The following is a 23,876-nucleotide window of genomic DNA, read 5'->3' on the forward strand; positions in this document are numbered from 1 at the left end:
GGCCACCGAGATGTCCCAGGTTCATAAACCACCGCTTCACAAATCACCGGCAGGGCCGGGCTCCGCCCTTGTGCTCCTTCTGGCGCTGACCACCGTGACGTCGTGCGCCCCGCAACAAAATACCGCCCCGCAGGCAACCTCCGGTTCCGCCGCACCGACAGCGACGTCGGCCCCGGCCACTTCAACCGGCTCTGCCTCAACCGGTACTGCGGCCACCTCTCCCGGCACGACCGGGACAGCCGGCGCGGATGAGTTGTGCGGTCCGGGTTCCGCGATCAACTTCGATGCCTCCCAGTTCCAGTCTTCCCCCAACGTGGACAACAAGTGGTTCCCGCTGAAGCCGGGCATGCAGTACACCACCACGGGGAACGTCAAGAATGCCGAGGAAACCAAAAAACGCACTGTGGTGCACACGGTGACGGGGCTGACCAAGATGATCGACGGCGTTAAGACCCAGGTCATGTGGGACCGGGACTACGCCGATGGTGAGCTGGTGGAATCCGAACTGGCATTCTTCGCCCAGACCAACAGCGGCACGGTCTGGCTCTTCGGTGAATACCCCGAGGAATACGAAAACGGGAAGTTCACCGGCGCTCCCTCCACCTTCGTCCATAGCCTGGACGAGGCCCAGGCCGGCATCGCCATGCAGGCGGACCCCCAAACCAACACGCCCGGTTACGTCCAGGCCCACGCGCCAAACGTCGACTTCCTGGATTGCGGCCAGGTCTTCAAACTGAACGACCATGTGTGCGTCGCCACGGGTTGCTATGACGACGTGCTGGTGATTGACGAACGGAACCCGCTGGAGCCTGCGGTGGGCCACCAGCGGAAGTTCTACTCGGCCGGAACGGGCCTGGTGAAGGTGACCGCTGTGGGCGGCACCGACCAGGAGACGCTGGAGCTCACCAGGATCGAGCAGCTCACCGACGCCAAGCTGAAGGAGGTCAACCAGGAGGCCCTCAAGCTGGACACGCATGCCTACCAGGTCAGCAAGAACGTCTATGCCAAGACGGACCAGGCTGAGGTTGCCACTGAAACGTCTGGGCCTGCCAGCAGCAGCCCGGCTACCAGCGACAGCCCAACGGCTCAGCCCGGCTACTAGTCAGTGCGAGCGTCCAATAACGGAAAGGTGCCCGGAGCGGACGCTCCGGGCACCTCCCTTTGGCACATGAACAGGTCTATTCTGATGCCATGATCCAGCTACCAGCCAGCTACGAGGAATATCTCGTTGGCAAGGACCCGAGCTTCGTTGACATGGTCCGTCCGGTCCTTCTCCAGTCGGCAGCGGACCAGCTGCATGGCGTCCGTGTGCTCTTTGTTCCGCGGGGACACCAGGCACACCTCGACGACACGATTCCCTACGGGACGATCGTCGAAGACATCGACTGAAGCCTGGCTCTCAAGCAGGCCCAGCCCTCAGGCATGTCTAGCCCTCAAGGAGCAGCCGCTGGGCCCGGGGCGCAAGGGTGTGTTCTAGGACCAGGCAGGCAGCACCCACGGCTCCCACGTCCTCCCCCACGCCTGTGCCCACCACTTCGACGGCGTGGATGTTGCCGGTGTCGCTGCTTTGCTGGATCAGGCCGGGGATCTTCTCCAGGTAGCGTCCGGACAGCAGCGGCCAGAAGGGGCCACCGAACACCACCCGGTCCACGTCCAGGGTGTTGGCCACCGCTGACGCCGCCCGGGCCACGAGTTCGGCTGACTTGTCGATGATGGCGGCCGCTTGGCTGTTGCCGGCGTCGGCGGCTTCGCAGAGCATGGCGAACCGTTCCTGGACGGCAGAGCCGCTGGTGGCGGTGCCGGGCTCATCCAGTATGCCGGCGGCCTGGGCCTGCGCGACCAGGACCTGCGGAATACAGGTGGACTTGACGCAGCCGCGCAGCCCGCAGTCGCAGGGGGCTCCATCCGGATCAACGATGATGTGGCCGATCTCGCCGGCGTTGCCCGATGTGCCGCGGACAACCTCGTCGTTGAGGACGATGCCGCAGCCGATGCCGGTGCCCATGTACATGAAAACAAAGCTGCCGGCGCCGCTGGCCCCGCCGGCCCAGGTTTCGGCGACCGCAGCACTGGTGACGTCCTTGTCCATAAGTACGGACAGGCCCGTTGCCTCGGCCAGCGCATCCCGGAGCGGCACACTGTCCCAGCCATCAAGGAGCGGCGGCTCCACCACCCGTCCGTTGTCGTGGTCGATGGGGCCTGGCGCCGCCACGCCCAGTCCTGCAATCTTGGCCCGGTCCACGCCCGAGGCCTCGATCAGCTTGTCGATTTCGGTGGCGATGGCGGTAATGACTGCCTCGGGCTGGGAACTGTCCGGCGTTTTCAGGCTCGAATGCTGGACCACTGCGCCCAGCAGATCCAGGACAACGAACGTTGCCACAGCAGGGTCCAGGTGCACACCCACCGCGTACATGCCGGCGGGATTCAGGCGCAGGATGGTCCGTGGCTTGCCGGGTCCGCTGCCCTCTTTGCCGGCCTCAACGATGAGATGCTGGTCCAGCAGCCGCCGGGAGATGTTCGAAATGGTTTGCGGGGACAGGCCCACGATTTGGGCCAGTTCCACGCGGCTGAGCCCTCCGGCGGCACGGCGGATGGCATCAAGGATGACAGTCAGGTTGAAGTCGCCCATCCGGGGCAGGTTGGTTCCGCGCCTCGGTGAGGGCTGGCGGATCTCGGTCAAGGATTCCCCTATCATCTGCTGTTGGCCACTATCAATGTCTGAATCGTACGTTACGCCCCGGGTAACGGGTACGCCCACGCGCCGGGCGGCGCAGGGCGGTTCGATGACGGCCGGCGGCGCTCAACCGGCGGCTCGACTGACACTGGCGGCCACCGTGAATTTGGGGTTCCGGCCCTTCACCGTGGTGGGCCCAACCAGCCGCTCCAGGGCCGGCACATAGCGCAGGTGGCTGTTGAAAACCGTCCAGAGCTGGCCTCCGGGCGCCAGCACCCGGCCCGCTGCCTCGAACAGCTTCAGCCCCGCTCCGGCGTGGACACTGGAGCCGAGGTGGAACGGCGGGTTGAGGAGGATCAGGTCCGCGCTTCCGGCAGGAAGGGTGCTCATTGCGTCATCCTGGACGGCCGTGATGCTGGCGGCCAGGCCGTTGGCCCGGGCAGTTGCCCCTGCCGACGCCACTGCGGCCGCGGACCGGTCCGTGGCCAGGACCTCGGCTCCGGGGTTCCGGCGGGCGTACATGGCTGCCAGGATCCCGGTGCCGCAACCCAGGTCCACGGCCCTCGCGACGGCAGGGATCTCCGGCAGGAACGTCAGCAGGAACCGGGTTCCAATGTCCAGACGGGTGCCCGCGAAAACGGCCCCGTGCGCGCAGATGTCCAGATCGAGTTCGGCGTTGTGTTCCGTCACGGGATAGGGCGGAGTTCCCTCCGCACGCAACAGGTCCGAGGCAATGAGAAGCCGTGATTTTTGCCGGGCGAGCTGCGGCTGGACAGTGCCGAAGTACTTTCCCAGCACCGCATTCATGCCGAGGGACATGTGCTTTACCCGGCCACCGGATAGCAAAACAGCACCGGCAGGCGCGTGCCGGGCAACGGCGTCGGAAACCTCTTCCAGTTCAGCGAGCGTCTTGGGAAGCTGCAGCAGCACCAGGTCCGCGCCGGACAGCAGTTCGGCGCCGAGCGGCAGCTGGGTAAATCCTGCCGCTATTCCCAGGGCCGCCGCATTGTTGCGCAGCGCCCGCTCCCCCGTCACCAGGTCCTGGTGGACCCTGACCTCGGCCGGCACCGGGCCGGCACCGCCGGCCAGCAGCCCGAGCGTGAGCGCCCCGTAGTTGTCCCCGATGACGGCAACCGTGCTGTCCGGGGTGAGCAGATCCGAGGCGGCGTCCAGCAGGAGGGAGTCGGTGGCGTCCCACGCCTGAAGGTTGGCGGCCTCGACATCCGGGTGCCTTCGAAGCGAGCCCAGGACCTGCCCAAGACCATTGCCTGTCACGTGTTGCCGCCGCCTCTTCCTTGCTTGCTGCCAGGGCGGAAAACCGCCTGTGCAAAATTCACCTGTGCAAATCTACCGTGGATCCGCCGCGGCTGCGGGGGCCGCCAGGAGTTTGAGGATTTCCGTCACCGCTGCCCTGCCGGCGCGGTTTGCGCCGATGGTGGACGACGACGGGCCGTAGCCCACCAGGTGCACCCGGGGTTCCGCCGCCACCTGCGTTCCTTCCATGGCAATCCCGCCGCCTGGTCCCCGTAGGTGCAGCGGTGCCAGATGCTCCAGCTCGGCGCGGAAACCCGTGGCCCACAGAATCACGTCCGCCGCGAGGAACCCGCCGTCCGCCAACCGGACGCCGCCCGGTTCTATCGCGGTGAACATCGGCCGCCGGTCCAGCACGCCGCGCGCGGCTGCCGCCCGCAGGGCCGGAGTCCAGATGAGTCCGGTGGCAGCCACGACGCTTTGCGGCGGCAGCCCCTGCCGTACCCGGTCTTCCACCAGTGCGACGGCGTCGTGCCCGGCCTGCCGGTCGAACCCGTCCCGCCACACGGGCTCGCGGCGCGTGAACCAGCTTGTCGAGGTGACCTTGGAGATTTCGTCCAGCAGACCGACGGCGGAAATCCCGCCGCCAACAACGATGACGTGCAGGCCCCGGAACTCCTCGGCGGACACATAGTCGGCCACATGCAACTGACGGCCGCCGAACGTGAACTGACCCGGGTAGATCGGCCAGAAGGGCCTCGTCCACGTTCCAGTGGCGTTGATGACTGCCCGCGCCGCCCAACCGCCGTCGGACGTGGTGATCCTGAGCCGCCCGGCCGGATCAGCGTCTTCGCGTTCGACGGCGAGCACCTTGACGGGCCGCTCGACGGCCAGACCGACCTCCTGTTCGTAGGCGGCGAAGTAGCGGCTGAGGAAAGCGGAACTCGGTTCCGCCGGGTCGACGTCCGGTTGCGGTAGTCCGGGAAGGTCGCTGATGCCGTTGACCGTGGCCATAAGCAGGCTCTTCCAGCGGTGCCGCCAGGCTCCGCCCGGCCCGTCCTCCGCGTCCAGCACCGCGTAGGTCCGCCCTGGACCGGCAGCCGACGCCGGATCCCCCGGCCGTTCTGCGGCCACGGCGGGCGTGAAACCGCGGCGGGCCAGGTGGAAAGCGGCGGAAAGGCCGGCCTGCCCTGCACCGATGACCACAACGTCGGCGTTCCGGGTGGCCCTGCCGCTCCCCGGCTCGTTGATCCGCTCCACGTCTTCATCCTAGGCGCCGTCCCGACCCGGGCTGCCGCCCGTCGTCGGCACGCGAAGGGTCCTCCTGGACACCAAGGTGCAGGAGGACCCTTTTGAACTGTCGGTCGGTAATCCCGTTTCTCAGTCGTCGCTGCCGTGGCCGCCGCTTCCGCTGCTGTCGTCGCCGGGCTCTGCGGCGTTGTGGTCCCCGCCCTTGTCGTCGCCGGGCTCGGGCGTCGTCCGCAGCCCGCCGTGGTCGTCGCCGGGTTCCGCCACCCGGGGGGCCTGGTCTGAACGGAGACCGCCCTTGTCATCGCCGGGCTCCGGGATGGTCCGAAGGCCGCCCTTGTCGTCACCCGGTTCTATGGAGAGGGAACCGCTGCCGACGAAATTCTCGGCCGCCGCCGCCGCGGCTCCGCCGTTGTCATCACCGGGGTCCGCGGCGGTCCGAAGACCACCCTTGTCGTCGCCCGGTTCAGCCGGCTTGGACGCCTTCTTGGCCGCTGATGCCTTCCTGTGGTCAGCTTGCGTGTCATCACTGGCCTTCGCGGTTGCCGTGGCGGAGCTGACGGCGGGGACCGGGGTTCTGGTGGCAGTGTCGTCCGTTACGGGGACGCTCCTGGTGTCGTCACTGGTACCCGGGCCGGTGTTGCTCAGCGACTGGGTGGTGGCGAAGGCGGCACCTCCGGTGAGGAGAATGCCGGCTACGGATAGTGCGAGGGCTGCTCGTGTCTTCATGGCCTACAGTAGGAATTCGCTGTCGAGGATAGGTGCAGAGGAAATCCAAGACTTGTCCAAGATTGCCCTCGCGGTTTCCGTTCAGTCGTCGGCGCCGTGGCCGCCGCTGTCATCGCCGGGCTCCGGTGCCTTCCGCAAGCCGCCCTTGTCGTCCCCCGGCTCAACGGGGACCGCGCTGACCGGAACGGGGACAGGCTGAACGGTCACCGCTCCGCCGTCGGTCCCGCCACCGGGGCCGGATGACGATGGTGCGGCCGCGGAACCGCCGGCATTCCCGGGCGCGATGACCGGGGCAGAGTTTGCCGGGTTCGGTTTCGCTGCGTTTGCTGCCGCGGCACCGGACGTTGCGGGGCCCGGCTTTGCGGGGCTGGATTTCGCAGGGGTGGCCGCCTTGTGCGTTCCGGCGGCCGTGTCTGTTGCCTGTGGTGTGGTCTCCGGCCCTGCAGTAGAGGCAGGAGCCGGTGACACGGGACCATTCGGCAGTAGGACGATGTTGGCGGTGCCGGTGCCGGTGGGCGGGACGCTGAGCACCTGCGTATTGACGGCGAGTGCGGCAGAGCCCGCTGCGAGTATTCCTGCAACGGACAGCACCAGGGCCGCTCCCGTTTTCATGGCTCCACCCTAAGGGCAAAGCGGGAAAGACGGGGCCAACGAATATCCAAGATTCGTCAAAGATTGGCGGCACCGGCAGAGCGGGCTTAAAGGGAAAAGCCGCCGGTGCATGGTCTGTTCCATGGTCCGGCGGCTACTTGGTGGAGCTGAGGGGACTCGAACCCCTGACCCCCTGCATGCCATGCAGGTGCGCTACCAGCTGCGCCACAGCCCCAAGCTGTTCCCTCCGGAATCTTTGCGTTTTCCCGAAGCAACCCGACCAGCGTAGTCCAGAATTCGCCAAGACGCGAATCGAGGGCGTGTGGCTTCCGTCACGTTGTTTATGGGGTCCAAAAAGCAGGGTCAGCGCCACTTTCGGGCAAACAAAAATCCGCCGGAATCTTTCGATTCCGGCGGATCATCCGGTGGAGCTGAGGGGACTCGAACCCCTGACCCCCTGCATGCCATGCAGGTGCGCTACCAGCTGCGCCACAGCCCCGTATTCTTGCTGCTTCAGGCCTCGGGCTTGGCCCGTGGGATCCGTCCTTCGGTCCGGATCTCTCCGAAGCAACTCAAATATCTTAGACCAGCGTTTCCGAAAATTCCAAATCGGGCATATTCGGACGCGCGGCCTATTCCTGCTCGGCGGCGGCAGCGGCCTTTGCCGAAGCGTCGTCTCCCAGCTGCAGGTCCACTACCGGGCAGTCCTTCCAGAGACGCTCCAGGGCATAGAAGACACGGTCTTCCTCATGCTGTACGTGGATGACGACGTCGGCATAGTCCAGCAGGACCCAACGGCCGGCCGAACGGCCTTCCCGGCGGACCGGACGGAGGTCCTGTTTGATGAGTTCCTCTTCAATGCCGTCGACGATGGCGTTGACCTGGCGTTCGCTGGGTGCCGAGGCAATGAGGAAAACGTCCGCCAGGGCCAGGCGTTCGCTGACGTCAAGGGCGACGATGTTTTGGGCGATCTTGTCCGCCGCGGCCCTGGCTGCGTGCCGGGCTGTGGTGACGGACGATTCGGATGCGGTCACGGGACTCCTTGTGGTGATGAAAAGCGTAGGTGGTGGTACTGGCTGAAGTCAGCGTGAAAGGCCGCTGATGATCATGATGACGCCGGCGACGAGGGCGATAACTCCGAGCGCCACGACGCCAAGCTGAATCAGCCTCAACCGGTTGGCCCGGGCGAGTCCGGCGGTGGCTGCGTCCAGGGGTTCCAGCCCGTAGGCGGACTTGGCTGACACCGGAGGCAGCGCCGTAACGTCTTCGCCGGACTCGTCGGTCCAGGCGTTTTGGCGGGCGCCCGCCGGAGGCGCCGCTGCCGAGCGTGCCGCGGCTTCGGCCCGGGCTATGACCCGTGACCGCCCCGTGGATGGCGCGCTGGTGCGAGACGCCTTGGCTGTCCGGTTGCCCCGGGCCGGAACACGGGGCCCGGGGTTTGTCACGACGGGAACATGCGAGGTGGCCGGCCGCTTCATGACGGGACGGTCGACACCGGGCACCTGTTCAAACTCCAGCGGCGTCACCATGGCGAGGTTGCTGGCGGTGGACGGACCGTTTTGTCCGTTCTGCTGGGGCGTGTTCTGTTCGGCGAGCTTCTGCTTGGCCATGGCCCGCTTGTTGAGCACAGCGGCGCGTTCGGCCAGGGCAATCTGCTGGGCCAGGATTTCCGGATCCACGGCTTCAGGGTCCGTCGCCGCGATGTGTTCCATCTTGGCTATCTGGTTCCTGGCCTGCTCGGCGAGGAGTGCACGCGCTTCCAGGGCCTGCTCCACCGTCATGCCCTCGGGGAGATCGTCCCCCGCCGGCGTCGCGGGCCGAGGGCCCTGACCATTGGAGGGCTGGCCGGCCGGCTTGGGCCCCGTGGCTGCAGCCGGTTTGCCGGTCGTAGCCGACGAAGAGCCGGACGAAGAAGCGGACGATTTCCCGGTGGGTGCCCCGCCGTCGGCCGGCGGCACAACGGGCATTGCCGACGTAATCGCCTGCTCCTTGAGCTGCATCAGCCGCAGCTGACGGCGCGTCGGCGGGCCGCCGCCGGAAAGCTGCTCTTCCTTTTCGGCGAGCTCCTTGATGGTGCGCAGGGCTGCCCTGTCGCGGGCACGGATTTGGGACGAGCGTTCGGCGGCTGAGCCGGCCGGCGGGGAGTCCACGGGGCCCGGCGCAACCCGGCGCACGCGTCCAGTGGCATTGTCCTGCCTGTTGTCTTCGGAAGCACGCGAAGAGTCCGTCTTCTCCGGGCCGGCAGGAGCGGACGTGCCTGAGCCCGGGGCGGCCGGACGCTTCGACGCAGGCGGGTTTGCGGCGGGACCTTTTGAGGCAGGAAGTTTCGAGGCAGGGGCTGACTCGCCGGCACCCGGAGGGGCGGCGTTCCGGTTCCTGGCCAGGGCTTCATCCCGGGCCTTGCGCAGTTCCCGGCGGCTGCGGATCGGTTGCTGTTCCTGACTCATCTCAAACTCATTCAGTGCTGGCTGGATCGTTTGTCTCGGTAGTTTCGGAGCTGCAGTTCCCGGCCGGTGCGGCATAGAGCCCGTATTTCGCGATGTACTGCACCACTCCGTCCGGCACCAGGTACCAGACAGGGTTATGGGCGGCAACGCGGGCGCGGCAGTCGGTTGACGAGATCGCCATCGCGGGGACCTCGAGCAGGCTGACGTCCTTTCGGCCCATGCCGTCGAGCTCATGGCCAGGCCGTGTCACTCCCACGAAGTGGGCCAGCGACCACAGCTCGTCGATGTCCTTCCATGACAGGATTTGCGCCAAAGCGTCAGCGCCGGTGATGAAGAACAGGTCGGCGTCAGGCCGCTGCGTCCGCAGGTCGCGGAGCGTGTCGATGGTGTACGTGGGACCGGGACGGTCCACATCGACGCGGCTGACGGTAAACCGCGGGTTCGACGCCGTGGCGATCACCGTCATCAAATAACGGTGCTCGGGTTGGCTGACCTGCTTGCTGGACTTTTGCCACGGCTGGCCAGTAGGCACGAACACGACTTCATCGAGCCCGAACTTGGCAGCCACCTCGCTGGCGGCCACAAGGTGGCCGTGATGGATGGGATCGAAAGTCCCGCCCATCACGCCCAGCCGCAGCCGGCGCTGCGTATCCCTGTGGTGCAATGCGGCGGAAATGTTAGTGGCCCTGGCCGTGGTCGTGCTTGTTGGGGTGCTGGCGGTGCGGGTCAGAGTGCTCATCAACCGCAGAGTGGCGGTTGCCGAGGTTGGTGTAGGAGAGGGTGACGAACATCAGCACTACGAAGATGGAAAACATCGAGATGCCGAAGACCCACGGCTCGGCCCACAAGGGTGCCCTCTCTTCGTGTTCTGCAACTGACGCGGCAATCTGCTGGAGCAGCATTTTCTCCCCTAGGAATAAAAAGGATGACGACGGCGGAAATTCCCGCCGTTCCGGACTTCTTTACTATGTTACCGCTATGTCAGGCGCGGACTTGGCCCTCGCCCTGGACAATCCACTTCGTGGTCGTCAGCTCGGTCAGGCCCATCGGGCCGCGGGCGTGAAGCTTCTGCGTGGAGATGCCGACCTCGGCACCCAGGCCCAATTCGCCGCCGTCGGTGAACCGCGTGGACGCGTTCACGATGACCGCAGCGGAATCGATTTCCGCGATGAAGCGCTCGGCGTTTCGCAGGTCATTGGTCAGGATGGCTTCGGTGTGCCCTGTCGACCAGGCCCGGATGTGCTTCACGGCGTCGTCCAGGCTGTCCACCATGGCCACGGCCAGGTCCAGGTCCATGTACTCGGTGGCCCAGTCGTCTTCCGTTGCCGGCAGGGACTCCACCGACGCCGGAAGCGCAGCCCGCACGCGGTCATCGGCATGCAGCCGGACACCCGCCTTGCTCAGGGCTGCGGCGACCGCGGGCAAAACCGTGGAGCCGGAATGCACAAGGAGCGTCTCCACAGTGTTGCAGACGCTGGGGCGCTGCGTCTTGGCGTTGAGGAGGATCTCCACTGCCATGTCTTCACTGGCTGACTCGTCGATGAAGATGTGGACGTTGCCCTCGCCGGTCTCAATGACCGGCACGGAGGAATTGTTGACGACGGTCTGGATCAGTTCACGGCCGCCGCGGGGAATCAGCACGTCGACGCGTCCGCGGGCACGCATGAGCACATTGGCGCCCTCACGGCCGTACTGGTCCACTGTCTGCACCGCATCGGCCGGCAGGCCAACGGACTCCAGGGCATCGCGCAGCACGCGGATGAGGGCCTCGTTGGTGAAGGCTGCGGCCGAACCGCCGCGGAGGATCACGGCGTTGCCGCTCTTAAGCGCCAGGCCGGCGATGTCCACCGTCACGTTCGGACGCGCCTCGTAAATGGCCGCCACGACGCCCATGGGGACGTTCACCTGGCGCAGGCGCAGGCCGTTGGGCAGGGTCTGTCCGCGCACCACATTGCCCACTGGATCGGGCAGCCCCGCCAGGTTCTCCAGGGCGTCGGCGAGGGCGGAAATGCGGGTCTCGTTCAGGGTCAGCCGGTCCAGGAGGGCGGCGGACGTGCCGTTGGCGCGGCCCGCTTCCACGTCCTTGGTGTTCGCGGCCAGGATCTGCTGCTTGTTTGCGAGCAGGGCGCCCCCGATGGCGCGCAGGGCCTTGTCCTTCCAGGCCCGGTTGGCGCGGCCCATGCTGCGGGCGGCCTGGCGGGAACGGTCGGCGATGGCGTAGACGGCCGACTCGACGTCAGCCGGTGCGGGCTGGCTGTCTGCCGGCAGGGAGGGGACCTTCGTAGCGTCGTTGGATGTCTCAGCTGCTTGGTTCATCAGTGCCTCAGTCATCATTCAAGTCTAGGCGAGTCCGGCCCTTAGACCAGAACCAGGTCGTCAACGTGAACAACCTCACGGTCGAAACCGCGGCCCAGGGACTCCCCCAGTTCCACGGTGGAGCGGCCCAGCATTTGCGGCAGTTCGTCGGCTGAATAGTTGACCAGGCCGCGGGCAATGACGGTGCCGTCGGGCGCAACCATTTCGACGGCGTCGCCCGATTCAAAGTGGCCTTCAACTGACGTAATACCCGCCGGCAGCAGCGAGGCACCGTGGTCCCGGACGGCGGCCACAGCGCCGTCGTCGAGAAGCAGGCGGCCCTGCACGTGCGCCAGGTGGGCAAGCCACATCATCCGCACGGACTTGCGGCCGCTGTTGACGGAGAACCACGTTCCCACGTCTTCGCCGGCCAGGGCGGCGGCCGCATTGGCCGTCGACGTGACGAGGGCGGGAATGCCCGAATCGGCGGCCATCGTGGCGGCCTCGACCTTGGTCTGCATGCCGCCGGTGCCGACGCCGGCCTTGCCCGGGGTGCCGATGTTGACGCCTTCCAGGTCCTGGGGGCCGTCAACCTGCGGGATCCGCTTGGCCCCCTTGGCGGGCGGGCCGTCGTAAAGGGAGTCGACGTCGGAAAGCAGCACCAGCGCATCGGCACGGACCAGGTGGGCCACGAGGGCCGAGAGCCGGTCGTTGTCGCCGAAGCGGATCTTGTGGGTGGCTACGGTGTCATTCTCGTTGACCACGGGAACCACGCCCAGGTTCAGCAGACGGTTCAATGCCCGGAACGCGTTCTGGTGGTGGCTGCGCCGCATCAGGTCATCCGCGGTCAGCAGCACCTGGCTCACGGTCACGCCGTGCGCCGCGAAGGCGTGGGTGTAGCGGGCCATGAGCAGCCCCTGTCCAACGCTGGCTGCGGCCTGCTGCGTTGCCAGGTCGCGCGGGCGCTTGATAAGGCCCAGAGGTGCCAGCCCCGCTGAGATGGCACCGGAGGAAACCAGAATGATTTCGGTGCCCTCGTTGCTCTTGGCGGCCAGCGCATTGGAGAGTTCGATCAACGCCTCTTCGGAGATTCCGCCCTTGATGCTTGTGAGCGACGACGATCCGACCTTGACGACAATGCGGCGGGCCCTGGCGAGCATGCTGCGGTCGTCGGTTCTTGGTTCCTCGATGACAATTGCGGAATTATCAGACACGTGTGCGGGTTCACTCCTCATGTTGGGTGTTCAGTCCACTCTCCTTGAGCGGCCGTGCTGCACGGCGCCCACTGACTGATTCGGTCCAGATGCCCGCCTTGCGCTCGGCTTCCAGCTCGGCACGCGCCGCTGCTTTGGCCTCACGGCGTTCGATCTGTTCCTCACGCTTCTGGCCGCGGGTGGGACGGTCGCCGATGTCTGCGAACCGGACGTCCGTGCCGCGCGGCGAAGCCAGCAGCTCGGCGCCAGCCATCATGGTCGGCTCCCAGTCGAACACCACGCCGTCGTCCTCACCGATCACTACGGTGTCGCCGGGCTTCGCGCCCTGCTTGAACAGCTCGGTTTCGACGCCGAGCTTGGCCAGCCGGTCGGCAAGGTAGCCAATGGCTTCCTCGTTGGTGAAGTCCGTCTGCTTGACCCAGCGCACGGGCTTCTCGCCCAGCACGCGGAACAGCGGCTCCAGGTTCTTCTCCTCGCGGCGGATCCGGAAACCGGTCTCGTTGACGGCGCGGGGCCGGAGTACCGGTGCGTGCACCTTCGGCGGTGTGGCCTCCACACTGTCGCGGGCGGCCTTGACGATCTCCGCCATGGCAAATCCGAGTTGCCGGAGGCCTTCGTGGCTCGTGGCCGAAACCTCGAACACGCGGTAGCCCCTCGACTCCAGCTCCGGGCGGACGAACTCGGCCATGTCCTTGCCGTCAGGCAGGTCGACCTTGTTCAAAGCCACCAGCCGGGGCCGGTGGTTCAGCGGAACAACCTCGCCGTCGGTGCCGGCATAGCTCATATCGACGGCGTACTTCTCGAGTTCAGCTTCGATGATGGCGAGGTCGGAGAGTGGATCTCTGTCAGATTCCAGCGTACCGCAGTCCAAAACGTGAACCAAAGCGGCGCACCGCTCGACGTGCCGCAGGAAGTTGTGTCCCAGGCCCTTGCCTTCGCTTGCGCCTTCAATGAGCCCGGGGACGTCGGCGATAGTGAAGCGCACGTCGCCCGCCTGCACGACGCCGAGGTTGGGGATGAGGGTGGTGAAGGGATAATCGGCGATCTTCGGCCGGGCGGCAGACATCGCCGCGATCAGGCTGGACTTGCCGGCGGAGGGGAACCCCACCAGGGCGATGTCGGCAATCGACTTCAGCTCGAGGACGATATCGCTGGCGTCACCCTCGATGCCAAGCAAGGCGAATCCCGGCGCCCGCCGCTTCTGGGAGGACAAGGCGGCGTTGCCCAGCCCGCCCTGCCCGCCGGACGCCGCGATGAATTCGGTGCCCTCGCCAACGAGGTCAGCAAGGACCTTGCCGTCCTTGGTCTTGACGACGGTTCCGTCCGGAACCGGCAGGACCAGGGTTTCGCCATTCTTGCCGCCGCGCCAGTCACCCATGCCGGGGCCGCCGTTGGTGGCGTGCCGGTGGGGTGCGTGGTGGTAGTCGAGCAGCGTGGTGGTCTGCGAGTCGACGCGCAGGATGACGTCGCCGCCGTCGCCGCCGTTGCCGCCGTCGGGGCCGCCCAACGGCTTGAACTTCTCACGGTGCACGGAGACGCAGCCGTGGCCGCCGGTACCGCCCGATACGTGCAGTACTACCCGGTCTATAAAGCTCGCCACGGTGAATCTCCTCTATTGCTAACTCGGCCGTCTTGAACGTCCAAATTGATTGTAATGCGGTTAAAAGAACAGTGGAGCGGGCCATCATGGCCCGCTCCACCGGTTCAGATCCTGTTGTTACTCTGCAGCTGCAGCTGCAACGATGTTCACGACCCGACGGCCGCGGCGGGTGCCGAATTCAACAGCGCCTGCCTGCAGTGCGAACAGCGTGTCGTCGCCACCGCGGCCAACGCCTGCACCGGGGTGGAAGTGGGTGCCGCGCTGGCGAACGATGATCTCGCCTGCGGAAACTACCTGGCCGCCGAAGCGCTTGACGCCGAGGTACTGGGCGTTGGAGTCACGACCGTTGCGAGTGGAGCTCGCGCCTTTTTTATGTGCCATTTGGAATGCCTGCCTTTAAATTCTGGGGAATCTGCTGAAAACCTGAACAGTAACCGTCGGTTACTTGATACCGGTGATCTTGACCTTGGTCAGTTCCTGACGGTGACCCTGGCGCTTCTTGTAACCGGTCTTGTTCTTGAACTTCTGGATGACGATCTTCGGACCACGAAGGTCCTGGAGGATCTCAGCCGTAACCGTTACCTTGGCCAGGTCCGCAGCTGCGGAGGTGACCTTGTCGCCGTCTACCAGGAGCAGCGCGGGCAGCTCAATGGTGCTGCCGGCTCCACCGGCGACGCGGTTCAGGGTAACGAAGTCTCCAACGGAAACCTTCTCTTGGCGGCCGCCTGCGCGGACAATCGCGTACACCACTTGGGCACTCACTTCTCTCGACGTCTATTACTAAATTTGCGTGCGGAACCTGGGTCCAATGATTGGCCTGGCTCTCGCTGTGCCTCAACGCCGTGGATTGCCCGGGGGGAACCCGTGAGCTATCCCAGGAACAAGCCCGATTGGACGATCCCGGGTCATAACCCAAGTGTTGGCGTAAGCACCGAAGATCTAGAATACGCTAATTCCGTCGTCGGCCGCAAATGAGGCTGGCACCGGCGGGTTGTCCGTGATAGGCGCCACACGGGCGCTGTTCCGGACATCCGATGCCGTGCGCGACTATCTTACCCGGCGCAGCGCGCACTTCCGCTCAGCTGTGACGGCTCGGCGCGTCGAAGAATTCCACCTCGTAGCGGCAGGACTGCCGGAACGCGGTGATCATCGCTTCACGCTCCCCCGCCGACGCGGCCCGGCCGGCGTCGTCGGCGATTTCGATGGCCCGCAGGGTCGCGGCAGCGAACTCCTCGTCAGCGTATGTCCGCAGCCACTCGGCGTACGGGTGCCCGGCCTGCGCCCCGGCGGCCACATATTCGGCGTGCAGGGTCTCTCCCACCTCGGCGTACAGCCAGAAGCAAGGCAGGACCGCGGCGACCAGTACGGCGTAACTGCCGCCCGCCGAAGCCGCGACCAGATGATCCACGTACGCCTTCGTGACCGGGCCAAGCTCCGTCTGCACGGTGCGCGTACTGAGCCAGTTGCGGTGCAATTCCGATTCAACTTCAAGGCATTGCTGGGCCGAGCGCGCCCAGAACAGCTGCTCGGACTCGGTTGGCGCGAGTGCGCTGGCCCGCGCCAGGACACGGGAGTAGCCGTTGAGGTAAATGGCATCCTGGGCCAGGTAGTACGCGAATTCCCGCTCCACCAGGGTGCCTTCGGCGAGTCCACGGATGAAGCCCAGGCCATAGATGGCTTCCAGGTCGGCAACGGTCTCAGCGCGCAGCAGTTCCGCGAACCCGCCCTTCCGTTCGGGCTGGGCCAGGTGGTGGAAGTGGTTGATCGGTCCGTTGCCTGCGCCGACCTCCAGCTGCCCGGAGGTACGGAGGGCCCCGGCCAGCCAGGGCTTGACCGCCCGCAGTGACGCCTCCCAGTCGCCCAGCCGTGCCTGGGCCGTGGCCATGGCCGAGGAGAGCGAGCACCCGGTGCCGTGGCTGTTCCGCGTGATGATCCGTTCGCCCGCAAACTCCACCGCCTCCGCAGACAGCAGCCCGGCCGTGTTCACGAGGGCATCCGGACAGGTTGAGCCGTTCAGGTGACCGCCTTTGACGAGGACCGTGGCACCGGTCCGGGCCGCGAGCCGCCTGCCCTGGTCAAGGGCGCCGGTCCAGTCCGCGGCCTCCGGTTCCCCGAGCAGCATGGCCAGTTCGGGCAGGTTGGGGGTGATCAGGTCCGCCAGCGGCAGCAGTTCGCCGAGTGCTGCCTCCGCGGACTCCTGAAGGAGGCGGTCACCGCTGGTGGCCACCATCACCGGATCCACAACCACGACGCCGGGCCGCACCTTTTCGAGCCAGCTGCGGACTGCGGCAATCACTTGTGCATCGCCGAGCATGCCGATCTTCACGGCGTCCACCTGGATGTCGTCGCTGACGGCGTCCAGTTGCGCTGACAGGAAGGTTGCCGGCGGAACGTGCACGCCCCGCACGCCGGTGGTGTTCTGGGCGGTGAGGGCCGTTATGGCGGCCATTCCGTAGCCACCGTGGGCGGCAATACTTTTCAGGTCGGCCTGGATGCCTGCGCCGCCGGACGGATCCGAGCCCGCAATGGCCAGGACCCGGGGAATGTCGCGGGAGGTCGGAGCGGCCGGCGCCACGGTTTCCAGAAGGGAACCGGCAGCAGCCGCGGGTGCGGGCAGGAGTGATGCTGATGACAAGGAAGACATCCCTTCGCCGGTGCTAACCGGACAGGTTCAACGGGTTTGGATCTCAGCCGGCCCGTGCGCGGCACCCCGTGTCAGTCCCCCAGCCTAGCGGTTCGTCCGGGCCGGGACACGGAATTTGACGTTTGCGACAGGCTTCCGCGGGCTGTGCCCCGCCGCCTGGACTTTGATCGAGCACTGGCCCGTGCCACATCCCCCGGGAACCCCAAAGGTCCGGCATCGCAGGCGCGGTGCCGGACCTTTCCGTGAGTCAGCTCAGAGTTCGCTGGTCCTAGAGCTCTGAGGCAGGTACCCCGACGCCCAGGATGATGGGTTCGCTGGCGGACTGCTGAGTCGCCTTGGGCGTTCCCTGCGCATTGCCTGCCTCCGGCGCCTTGGCCTCGTGCGAGTGCCCGGCAGCTGCCATCGGAGCAACCTCGTGGTGTTCCACGGATGTCTCATTGGCTGCACCCTGGGCGCGGCTGGCACTGCGGTTGCGGCGCGGACGGCGGCTGTGGGACGGCGCAACAGGGCTTTCAGCGCGCTGGCCTTCCGGCTGCTGGCTCTCCGGCTGCTGGCTTGCCGGCCGGGCCGTGGCGGGAGCCTCCTCCTCGGCGGGGGCGGCCGGAGCACCGAGGTGCGCGAAGGCTTCCTCCAGGCGGTGCAGCGTCAGCGCCGGCGCTTCCTTGGCCGGCACCTCGCTGTGATCGACAAACGGAAGAATGACTTTCTCGCCGCCGAAGGTGAGCACGGCGCCGGGCCGTCCGGAGACGCTCTCCGTTTCCGGAGCGCGGTGCACCACGGGGCTTTCCGGTCCTGCGGCCGCGGGTGCAGCCGGCCGTGCGGCCTCACCCGACGCTGCGGCGCTGTGCGCTGCTTCCTCGTGCAGGTGGGCGGCGTGGGCTGCTGCCGCGATGTTGGCAAGGGCAGCGCGGGTCGCTTCAGCCTTGGCGTGGCGTTCTGCTTCCGACGGTTCCGGGTGGTGCACGGCGGCAGGGGCAGCCGGTGCAGGCTCGAAGGACGGCTGTCCCCCCTTGCCGCGGCGGCGCTTCCGCTCGGAACGGGCAGGGGGCTGGACTTCTGCGCGGTGCACGTGGTGCTCCGCGGCCACGGTGTTGGCGCGGCGGTGCTCTACCGGCTCGTCATGGGTGACGACGCCCCGGCCGGCGCATGCCTCGCACTGCTCGCCGAAGACTTCCAGGAGCCCGGTGCCCATGCGCTTGCGCGTCATCTGCACGAGTCCCAGGGAGGTCACTTCGGCCACCTGGTGCTTTGTCCGGTCGCGGCCCAGGCATTCCACCAGGCGGCGCAGGACAAGGTCGCGGTTGGATTCCAGCACCATGTCGATGAAGTCGATGACGATGATGCCGCCGATGTCGCGCAGCCGCAGCTGGCGGACAACTTCCTCGGCTGCCTCCAGGTTGTTCTTGGTGACCGTCTCTTCGAGGTTGCCGCCGCTGCCGGTGAACTTGCCGGTGTTGACGTCAACCACAGTCATGGCCTCGGTCCGGTCAATGACCAGCGAGCCGCCGGACGGCAGGAAGACCTTGCGGTCCAGGGCCTTGTGGATCTGCTCGTCAATGCGCCAGGCGGAGAAGATGTCCTCGTCCTTGGTCCACTTTTCGAGCCGGCCCACCAGATCCGGAGCAACGTAGGTGACGTAGGCCTCGATGGTGTCCCACGCTTCGTCGCCGGACACGATCAGCTTGGAGAAGTCCTCGTTGAAGACGTCCCGCACCACCTTGATGGTCAGGTCCGGTTCGCCGTAGAGCAGTTCGGGGGCGAGTACCTTGGTGGACTTCGCCTGGCTCTCAATCCCCTCCCACTGGGCACGGAGACGGTTGATGTCGTGGGTCAGTTCCTCTTCGGAGGCGCCTTCAGCGGCCGTCCGCACAATGACGCCCGCGTCCTCGGGGAGGCGGTCCTTGAGGATCCGCTTCAGGCGGTTCCGTTCGACGTCGGGCAGCTTGCGGGAGATGCCGGTCATGGACCCGCCGGGGACGTACACGAGATACCGGCCGGGCAGGGAGATCTGGCTGGTGAGCCGTGCACCCTTGTGGCCCACCGGATCCTTGGTGACCTGGACCAGGACGGAGTCGCCGGACTTCAGCGCGTTTTCGATCCGGCGCTGCTTGCCTTCAAGGGTGGCTGCGTCCCAGTTGACCTCACCGGCGTACAGCACGGCGTTGCGGCCGCGTCCGATGTCGACGAAAGCGGCTTCCATGGACGGCAGGACGTTCTGGACCTTGCCCAGGTAGACGTTGCCGATCAGGGAGTCCTGCTGCGTCTTGGAGACGAAATGCTCAGCCAGGACGCCGTCTTCCAGGACGCCGATCTGGATTCTGTCGTCGCGCTGGCGGACGATCATCTGGCGGTCCACGGATTCCCGGCGGGCCAGGAACTCGGCCTCGGTAATCACGGTGCGGCGGCGGCCGGTGTCCCGCGATTCGCGGCGGCGCTGCTTCTTGGCCTCCAGGCGGGTGGATCCCTTGACGCTGGTCACGCGGTTGCTCGCCGGTGCCTCGCTGATGGTCCGCGGGGCGCGGACGCGGGTGACCGTGTTGGGGGGATCGTCGTCTCCCCCGCCGGTCAGTTCCAGGTCCTGGTCACCGCGGCGGCGGCGGCGACGACGGCGGGACGTCACGCCGTCTTCCGGCTGCGCACCCTCATCTTCGCCGGCTTCGTCGGAATCGTCTGTTCCATCATCGCCGTCGGTGACCTCGCGGTCGGTCCGGCTGCGGCCGCGGCGGCCGCGGCTGCGCCGCCGGCGGCGGCCGCCCTCGTCCTCCAGCTCATCCTCGCCTTCCTCGGCGGCCGCGTCCTCTTTGGCTGGAGCGGCAGGGCGGATGACGGTGTTCAGGTCAGGGGCTTGGAAAATGATGGATGTAACTGAGGCAGGCTCCAGGAAGAGGGAACCCAGGTGCGACTGCCCGGCAGCCTCTTCTTCGGCCTCTTCCTCGGCAACGGCTTCCTGTGCAGCCGACTGCTCGGCAGGGACTGCTCCGGCCGGCGCTGCCTGGGCTGCAGGGACGCCAGCGGCCGGGGCGGGCACCTCCGTCCGTCCGGTTGATGCCGCCTCAGCGGAAGTCACGGCAGCGGCAGGCTCGGCAGACTCCGCCGGCTCAGCGGGGCTTTCGGCCGGCTCCGCGGCTTTCGGCTTTGTTGCCCGGCGGCGGCGCACAGGCTTTGACTCGGCAGAAGGTTCCTCTGCAGAAGGTTCGTCGGCGGCCGGAACGGCCGCAGCCTCGACTGCCGGCTCCGTGGCGGCTGCCTGTTCCCCGGCTTCCTGCACATCTACTTCGGCCCCGGCGGCTTCCGCAAAAGCGGGCAGCGGCTCTTCGGCAACCTTCTTCCGGGCGCGGGTCCGGCGCACCGGGGTCTTTGCCGGGGCTTCCGCGCTTTCCGCGACAGCGGACTCCGGCACTGCGGCATCAGCCGCTGCAGTTTCCGACGACGCCGCGGACTCCGCGTCCAGTGCTGTGGCCTTGGGCGGTGTCTTGCGCCGGGTCCTGGTGGCTTTCTTGGGAGCCTCGGCGGCGGCTTCGCCGGCGGCAGCCGGTTCAACATTCACGGCTATAACCTGGTCATTATCCATATGTGGCAACACTCCTGCCCCTGACGTACCGCCACATTCGGCACCCATTGGGGCACATATTGTCAAAACCCGCAGGCATTGACAGAAGTCAATTGGATACCAGCAGGCTCGCACCGGCAGTGGGGTGCGGCAGGCCTGACAGGCCGGCGGGATTGTTACTGGAACCCGTTGTTCTGACAACCACAACCAGGTGCCGTCCAATGCAAGGTGGGAGGCTGGATCTTCTTTCCAAAGCCTGCACCACTGCTCATTGGCGGTCTTGGGAACAAGCCACCGGACTGGAGTTCGAATGTGGTTCGCGCTCCAGCCACGTTTATTCTCTCATATTGCTGTTCAAATACGCTGTAATTGTGTGACAAAGCCGGTCAATGCGGCCTTTGACGGTGAGTACAGACTGCCCCAAGCTGGCGGCGATACAATCTGGGCAGGAGCACCCCGGACAAAGGACGCCATCCCATGCCACGCATATCGCCTTCCACAGGCACGGACTACGACCAGGACCACCAGGACGGTGCCGGGCCTGCCGCGGCTTCGGCCGGTGCCGCCGTACCGGCCATGACACGCGACCGCCCCTTCGGCTGGCTGCTGGTCATCACCGGCGTCGTGGGCTGGCTGGCATCCGGCATCCTGGTGCTGGAAAAGCTCGAGGTCCTCAAGGATCCCAACCACGCCACCGTCTGCGATGTGAACCCCTGGATTTCTTGCGGGCAGGTCATGCAGACATGGCAGAGTTCACTCTTCGGCTTCCCGAATATGTTCATTGGAATTGTCGCCTTCGCCATCACGATCACCGCGGGAATGGCGCTGCTCGCCGGCGCCCGGTTCGCCCGCTGGTACTGGCTTGGGCTGCAGGCCGGCATCACGCTCGGCTTCATCTTCGTGGTGTGGCTGTGGTCCCAGGCGCTGTACTCCATCCGCATCCTGTGCCCGTTCTGCATGGTTGTTTGGGCAGCGATGATTCCGCTCTTTGTCTGGGTGACCGTGCGGAACGTAGTCCACGGCGTGATTCCGGCGCCGGCAGGCCTGGCCCGGATCCTGGGCGACTCGGGCTGGATCATCACGGCGCTGCTCTACGTTGCCGTGATTGCGACGATCTTCTTCGCGTTCATCCAGGTGTTCGCCGGCACCTCAGGCTTCTAGGCACCTCAAGCTTCTAGGCACCGCAGGCTTCTAGGCACCTCAGGCTTCTGGCAGCGCGAACGCACATTTAAGCCCCGCTCATCAGCGCGAACGTACAGTTGTGGCCCCCCACTCCGAGGAGTGAGGGGCCACAACTGTACGTTCGCGCTTAACCTGCCGGCGCGGTCAGCTGGCGGGAGGTTTTAGGCCTGGAACCAGATCTTGATTTCGCGCTCGGCCGAGTCCACCGAGTCCGAGCCGTGGACGAGGTTCTGCTGGACCTTCAGGCCCCAGTCGCGGCCGAAGTCGCCGCGGATCGTGCCGGGGGCCGCCGTCGTGGGGTCGGTGGTGCCGGCCAGCGACCGGAAGCCTTCAATGACGCGGTGGCCTTCGAAGATCGCTGCGACTACGGGGCCGCTGAGCATGAACTCCACGAGCGGCTCGTAGAACGGCTTGCCCACGTGCTCCTCGTAGTGCTGCTCAAGCAGTTCCCGGCTGGCGTTGGTCTTCTTGAGTTCGGCCAGGGTGTAGCCCTTGGCTTCGATCCTCTTGAGGATTTCGCCCGTCAGGTTACGGGTGACGCCGTCCGGCTTGATCAGGACAAGGGTGCGCTCAATGCTCACAGGTGCTCCAATGAGGTTGGTTGTGGGTTTCGACGGTAAGTCTACGGGGTCTGGCCGGTGCCTTCATTGCCGGAGGCCTCCGGGTGGGCGGCCTCCCACTCGGCCTGCTCGCGGTCCCGCTGGGCGGACTCGCGGTCAATCCGGATGCCGGCCCGGATGCCGTACCACCAGGCGAGGGCGAACAGCGCGCCCACGAGGAACATCATGGGTTCCGCGAAGCCGCTGAGGATGAGCACCAGCTGCAGGACCCAGCCCAGCCCGATGCCCCACGGCTTGGACAGCACGGCGCAGGCCAGGATCATCACCACGCTCAGACCGATGCCCACCGAGAGGATCAGCGCCGGGGAGATCTCGGCACGGCGCAGGCCGAATACGGCCAGCGTGGCGAAGAAGACCACGAAGGCTTCCAGCAGCAGGACCGTAGAGGCGAACATGACCTTGGTGGACCGGCGCTTCTTGGGCATCCCCGGGCGCCATTCACGCTGGGCCTTGGTGAGCCGCGCCATCAGGCGGCTGCCTTGCCAAGCAGGATGCGGGCGTCCGCCACCAGCGTGATCGACCCGGTCACCAGCACGCCGCCGGCGAGGTCGTCGTTGGCTTCGGCGCGCTCAACGGCCCACTCCAGTGCGTCGTCCAGCTTTTCGGCGATGTGCACGTTTTCCTCGCCAAAGCCGAGGTCGACGGCGAGCTCCGCCAGTTCCGCTGCAGGCACCGCCCGCGGGGAATTGGACTGGGTGAAGCAGAATTCCTCCGCGAGGTCGCCCAGTGATTCCTTGAGCTGGCGCAGGATCTCCCCGGCGTCCTTATCCTTGAGCACGCCCACCACGACCACCAGCTTGCTGAAGCTGAAAGCCTCCTGGATTGCCTCGGCCGAGGCCCGGATGCCGTCCGGGTTGTGGGCAGCGTCCACGATGATGGTGGGGGCTGTCCGCATCACCTCGAGCCGGCCCGGGGACGAGACGGTGGCGAATGCCTCCTGCAGGACCTCCAGGGACAGCTCCTTCTCCCCGCCGCCAAGGAACGCCTCCAGCGCGGCCACGGCCACGGCGGCGTTCTCGGCCTGGTGGGCGCCGTGCAGCGGGACCATGAGGTCCGGGTAGCGTCCGGCGATGCCCTGGATCGTCACCACCTGGCCACCCACGGCGACCTGCCGGGACTCGACGCCGAATTCCACGCCTTCGAAGCGGAACGGCACCTGCACCTCCTTGGCCTTCTCCAGCAGGACCTGCGCGGCATCCAGCGGCTGGGCCGCGCTGACGAGGAAGCCGCCGGGCTTGATGATGCCGGCTTTCTCATAGGCGATGTCCTCGGTGGTGTCGCCCAGCAGGTCGGTGTGGTCGAGGGAGATCGGGGTCACCACGGACACCTGGCCGTCGCCCACGTTGGTGGCGTCGGTGATGCCGCCGAGCCCCACCTCCATGATCGCCACGTTGACCGGCTGGTCGGCGAACACGGCGAAAGCCAGGATGGTCAGGCACTCGAAGTAAGTCAGCCGGGGCTGGCCCTCGGCGGTGAGTTCGTCGTCCACGATCTGCAGGTAGGGCCGGATCTCGTCCCAGATGCGCACGAACGTCTCGTCGGAGACGGGCGCGCCGTCCAGGCTGATCCGCTCCGTCACCTTGGACAGGTGCGGGCTGGTGTAGCGCCCGGTGCTGAGGCCGTGGGCGCGCAGGCCGGCCTCGATCATCCGGGCCGTGGACGTTTTACCGTTGGTGCCGGTGATGTGGATGATCGGGTAGGCCTTGTTCGGCTCCCCCAGCACGTCCATGGCGCGGAACAGCGGCGCAAGCCGGGGCTCCATCTTGTTTTCGGGCGCCCGGCCCAGCAGCTCGGCGTAGACGCTCTCCACGGAGAATTCGTCGGTCATGTC

Annotated in this window: 22 protein-coding genes, 2 tRNA genes and 1 riboswitch; of the genes, 3 read left to right on the forward strand and 21 right to left on the reverse strand. The window is 66.5% G+C overall.

From position 1 onward, the window contains the following. Positions 1–10 precede the first annotated feature (10 nt). Positions 11–1,102, forward strand: coding sequence for a hypothetical protein (locus QF036_RS15665; RefSeq protein WP_307103316.1), 1,092 nt, complete (start codon positions 11–13; stop codon positions 1,100–1,102). 89 nt (positions 1,103–1,191) lie between these two features. Further along, positions 1,192–1,389 (forward strand): hypothetical protein, encoded by a 198-nt coding sequence (locus tag QF036_RS15670; protein ID WP_003800990.1) that lies wholly within the window; start codon positions 1,192–1,194, stop codon positions 1,387–1,389. Positions 1,390–1,426: 37 nt separating this feature from the next. Here QF036_RS15670 and QF036_RS15675 read toward each other — a convergent pair whose 3' ends face one another. The 18 genes from QF036_RS15675 to QF036_RS15760 all read right to left on the reverse strand — a co-directional run bounded on the left by QF036_RS15675 (position 1,427) and on the right by QF036_RS15760 (position 20,264). Further along, complete coding sequence (locus QF036_RS15675; RefSeq protein ID WP_307103318.1) at positions 1,427–2,680, reverse strand: ROK family transcriptional regulator; 1,254 nt, start codon at positions 2,678–2,680, stop codon at positions 1,427–1,429. 120 nt (positions 2,681–2,800) lie between these two features. Continuing rightward, positions 2,801–3,949: a class I SAM-dependent methyltransferase gene (locus QF036_RS15680; RefSeq protein ID WP_307103320.1), complete on the reverse strand. Its 1,149-nt coding sequence runs from the start codon at positions 3,947–3,949 to the stop codon at positions 2,801–2,803. Between the two features lie 72 nt (positions 3,950–4,021). Then, entirely contained in the window at positions 4,022–5,185 is a 1,164-nt protein-coding gene (locus QF036_RS15685; protein ID WP_307103321.1) for an NAD(P)-binding domain-containing protein, read from the reverse strand. Between the two features lie 120 nt (positions 5,186–5,305). Continuing rightward, the gene (locus tag QF036_RS15690; protein WP_307103323.1) at positions 5,306–5,902 is read right to left on the reverse strand and encodes a hypothetical protein; all 597 of its coding nucleotides are present in this window, start codon (positions 5,900–5,902) and stop codon (positions 5,306–5,308) included. Positions 5,903–5,983: 81 nt separating this feature from the next. Next, positions 5,984–6,514 (reverse strand): hypothetical protein, encoded by a 531-nt coding sequence (locus tag QF036_RS15695; protein ID WP_307103325.1) that lies wholly within the window; start codon positions 6,512–6,514, stop codon positions 5,984–5,986. Positions 6,515–6,652: 138 nt separating this feature from the next. Continuing rightward, positions 6,653–6,728: transfer RNA gene (locus tag QF036_RS15700), tRNA-Ala, on the reverse strand. A gap of 191 nt (positions 6,729–6,919) precedes the next feature. After that, a tRNA-Ala gene (locus QF036_RS15705) sits at positions 6,920–6,992 on the reverse strand. Positions 6,993–7,125: 133 nt separating this feature from the next. Then, positions 7,126–7,527 (reverse strand): ribosome silencing factor, encoded by a 402-nt coding sequence (gene rsfS / locus QF036_RS15710; RefSeq protein WP_003803440.1) that lies wholly within the window; start codon positions 7,525–7,527, stop codon positions 7,126–7,128. Positions 7,528–7,575: 48 nt separating this feature from the next. Next, the gene (locus QF036_RS15715; RefSeq protein WP_307103327.1) at positions 7,576–8,940 is read right to left on the reverse strand and encodes a hypothetical protein; all 1,365 of its coding nucleotides are present in this window, start codon (positions 8,938–8,940) and stop codon (positions 7,576–7,578) included. 7 nt (positions 8,941–8,947) lie between these two features. Next, entirely contained in the window at positions 8,948–9,679 is a 732-nt protein-coding gene (gene nadD / locus QF036_RS15720) for a nicotinate-nucleotide adenylyltransferase (protein WP_307103329.1), read from the reverse strand. Next, positions 9,618–9,842, reverse strand: a complete 225-nt coding sequence (locus tag QF036_RS15725) for a hypothetical protein (RefSeq protein WP_307103330.1) — start codon at positions 9,840–9,842, stop codon at positions 9,618–9,620. Before QF036_RS15725 ends, nadD begins: the two co-directional genes overlap by 62 nt. A gap of 79 nt (positions 9,843–9,921) precedes the next feature. Next, positions 9,922–11,271, reverse strand: a complete 1,350-nt coding sequence (locus tag QF036_RS15730; protein WP_307103332.1) for a glutamate-5-semialdehyde dehydrogenase — start codon at positions 11,269–11,271, stop codon at positions 9,922–9,924. A gap of 26 nt (positions 11,272–11,297) precedes the next feature. Beyond that, positions 11,298–12,395: a glutamate 5-kinase gene (proB, locus tag QF036_RS15735; protein ID WP_307105947.1), complete on the reverse strand. Its 1,098-nt coding sequence runs from the start codon at positions 12,393–12,395 to the stop codon at positions 11,298–11,300. 64 nt (positions 12,396–12,459) lie between these two features. Next, positions 12,460–14,049, reverse strand: a complete 1,590-nt coding sequence (gene obgE / locus QF036_RS15740; protein ID WP_307103334.1) for a GTPase ObgE — start codon at positions 14,047–14,049, stop codon at positions 12,460–12,462. A 117-nt stretch (positions 14,050–14,166) separates the two neighbouring features. After that, positions 14,167–14,430 (reverse strand): 50S ribosomal protein L27, encoded by a 264-nt coding sequence (rpmA, locus tag QF036_RS15745; protein WP_003803426.1) that lies wholly within the window; start codon positions 14,428–14,430, stop codon positions 14,167–14,169. 60 nt (positions 14,431–14,490) lie between these two features. Next, positions 14,491–14,799: a 50S ribosomal protein L21 gene (rplU, locus tag QF036_RS15750; protein ID WP_003803420.1), complete on the reverse strand. Its 309-nt coding sequence runs from the start codon at positions 14,797–14,799 to the stop codon at positions 14,491–14,493. A 328-nt stretch (positions 14,800–15,127) separates the two neighbouring features. Next, positions 15,128–16,693: a bifunctional hydroxymethylpyrimidine kinase/phosphomethylpyrimidine kinase gene (thiD, locus tag QF036_RS15755; RefSeq protein ID WP_307103336.1), complete on the reverse strand. Its 1,566-nt coding sequence runs from the start codon at positions 16,691–16,693 to the stop codon at positions 15,128–15,130. Continuing rightward, positions 16,676–16,772: riboswitch (TPP riboswitch) on the reverse strand. It overlaps the preceding gene by 18 nt. Before the next feature lie 189 nt (positions 16,773–16,961). Beyond that, complete coding sequence (locus QF036_RS15760) at positions 16,962–20,264, reverse strand: Rne/Rng family ribonuclease (protein WP_307103338.1); 3,303 nt, start codon at positions 20,262–20,264, stop codon at positions 16,962–16,964. A gap of 456 nt (positions 20,265–20,720) precedes the next feature. Here QF036_RS15760 and QF036_RS15765 point away from each other — a divergent pair, with 456 nt between their 5' ends. Continuing rightward, entirely contained in the window at positions 20,721–21,404 is a 684-nt protein-coding gene (locus tag QF036_RS15765) for a vitamin K epoxide reductase family protein (protein WP_307103339.1), read from the forward strand. A 182-nt stretch (positions 21,405–21,586) separates the two neighbouring features. On the opposite strand, the gene ndk is transcribed toward QF036_RS15765, so the two are convergent. From ndk to QF036_RS15780, 3 genes are read right to left on the reverse strand one after another with little or no spacing between them, the layout of a single operon-like run. Then, positions 21,587–22,006: a nucleoside-diphosphate kinase gene (gene ndk / locus QF036_RS15770; RefSeq protein ID WP_003803412.1), complete on the reverse strand. Its 420-nt coding sequence runs from the start codon at positions 22,004–22,006 to the stop codon at positions 21,587–21,589. Positions 22,007–22,047: 41 nt separating this feature from the next. Continuing rightward, positions 22,048–22,512: a DUF4233 domain-containing protein gene (locus QF036_RS15775; protein WP_307103341.1), complete on the reverse strand. Its 465-nt coding sequence runs from the start codon at positions 22,510–22,512 to the stop codon at positions 22,048–22,050. Beyond that, positions 22,512–23,873, reverse strand: a complete 1,362-nt coding sequence (locus QF036_RS15780) for a bifunctional folylpolyglutamate synthase/dihydrofolate synthase (protein ID WP_307103343.1) — start codon at positions 23,871–23,873, stop codon at positions 22,512–22,514. The genes QF036_RS15775 and QF036_RS15780 overlap by 1 nt, the downstream gene beginning before the upstream one ends. Positions 23,874–23,876 lie beyond the last annotated feature (3 nt).

This window comes from Arthrobacter globiformis (genome assembly GCF_030817195.1).
Taxonomy (GTDB): Bacteria; Actinomycetota; Actinomycetes; order Actinomycetales; family Micrococcaceae; genus Arthrobacter; species Arthrobacter globiformis_D.

Bases quoted from the DNA above. Each gene is read 5' to 3' on its own strand.
- QF036_RS15725 (WP_307103330.1), bottom strand. From the start codon at position 9,842: ATGCTGCTCCAGCAGATTGCCGCGTCAGTTGCAGAACACGAAGAGAGG.
- QF036_RS15715 (WP_307103327.1), bottom strand. From the start codon at position 8,940: ATGAGTCAGGAACAGCAACCGATCCGCAGCCGCCGGGAACTGCGCAAG.
- QF036_RS15775 (WP_307103341.1), bottom strand. From the start codon at position 22,512: ATGGCGCGGCTCACCAAGGCCCAGCGTGAATGGCGCCCGGGGATGCCC.
- QF036_RS15760 (WP_307103338.1), bottom strand. From the start codon at position 20,264: ATGGATAATGACCAGGTTATAGCCGTGAATGTTGAACCGGCTGCCGCC.
- QF036_RS15765 (WP_307103339.1), top strand. From the start codon at position 20,721: ATGCCACGCATATCGCCTTCCACAGGCACGGACTACGACCAGGACCAC.
- proB (WP_307105947.1), bottom strand. From the start codon at position 12,395: ATGCTCGCCAGGGCCCGCCGCATTGTCGTCAAGGTCGGATCGTCGTCG.
- QF036_RS15665 (WP_307103316.1), top strand. From the start codon at position 11: ATGTCCCAGGTTCATAAACCACCGCTTCACAAATCACCGGCAGGGCCG.
- QF036_RS15670 (WP_003800990.1), top strand. From the start codon at position 1,192: ATGATCCAGCTACCAGCCAGCTACGAGGAATATCTCGTTGGCAAGGAC.
- QF036_RS15690 (WP_307103323.1), bottom strand. From the start codon at position 5,902: ATGAAGACACGAGCAGCCCTCGCACTATCCGTAGCCGGCATTCTCCTC.
- nadD (WP_307103329.1), bottom strand. From the start codon at position 9,679: ATGAGCACTCTGACCCGCACCGCCAGCACCCCAACAAGCACGACCACG.
- QF036_RS15695 (WP_307103325.1), bottom strand. From the start codon at position 6,514: ATGAAAACGGGAGCGGCCCTGGTGCTGTCCGTTGCAGGAATACTCGCA.
- QF036_RS15730 (WP_307103332.1), bottom strand. From the start codon at position 11,271: ATGACTGAGGCACTGATGAACCAAGCAGCTGAGACATCCAACGACGCT.
- QF036_RS15780 (WP_307103343.1), bottom strand. From the start codon at position 23,873: ATGACCGACGAATTCTCCGTGGAGAGCGTCTACGCCGAGCTGCTGGGC.
- rpmA (WP_003803426.1), bottom strand. From the start codon at position 14,430: ATGGCACATAAAAAAGGCGCGAGCTCCACTCGCAACGGTCGTGACTCC.
- thiD (WP_307103336.1), bottom strand. From the start codon at position 16,693: ATGTCTTCCTTGTCATCAGCATCACTCCTGCCCGCACCCGCGGCTGCT.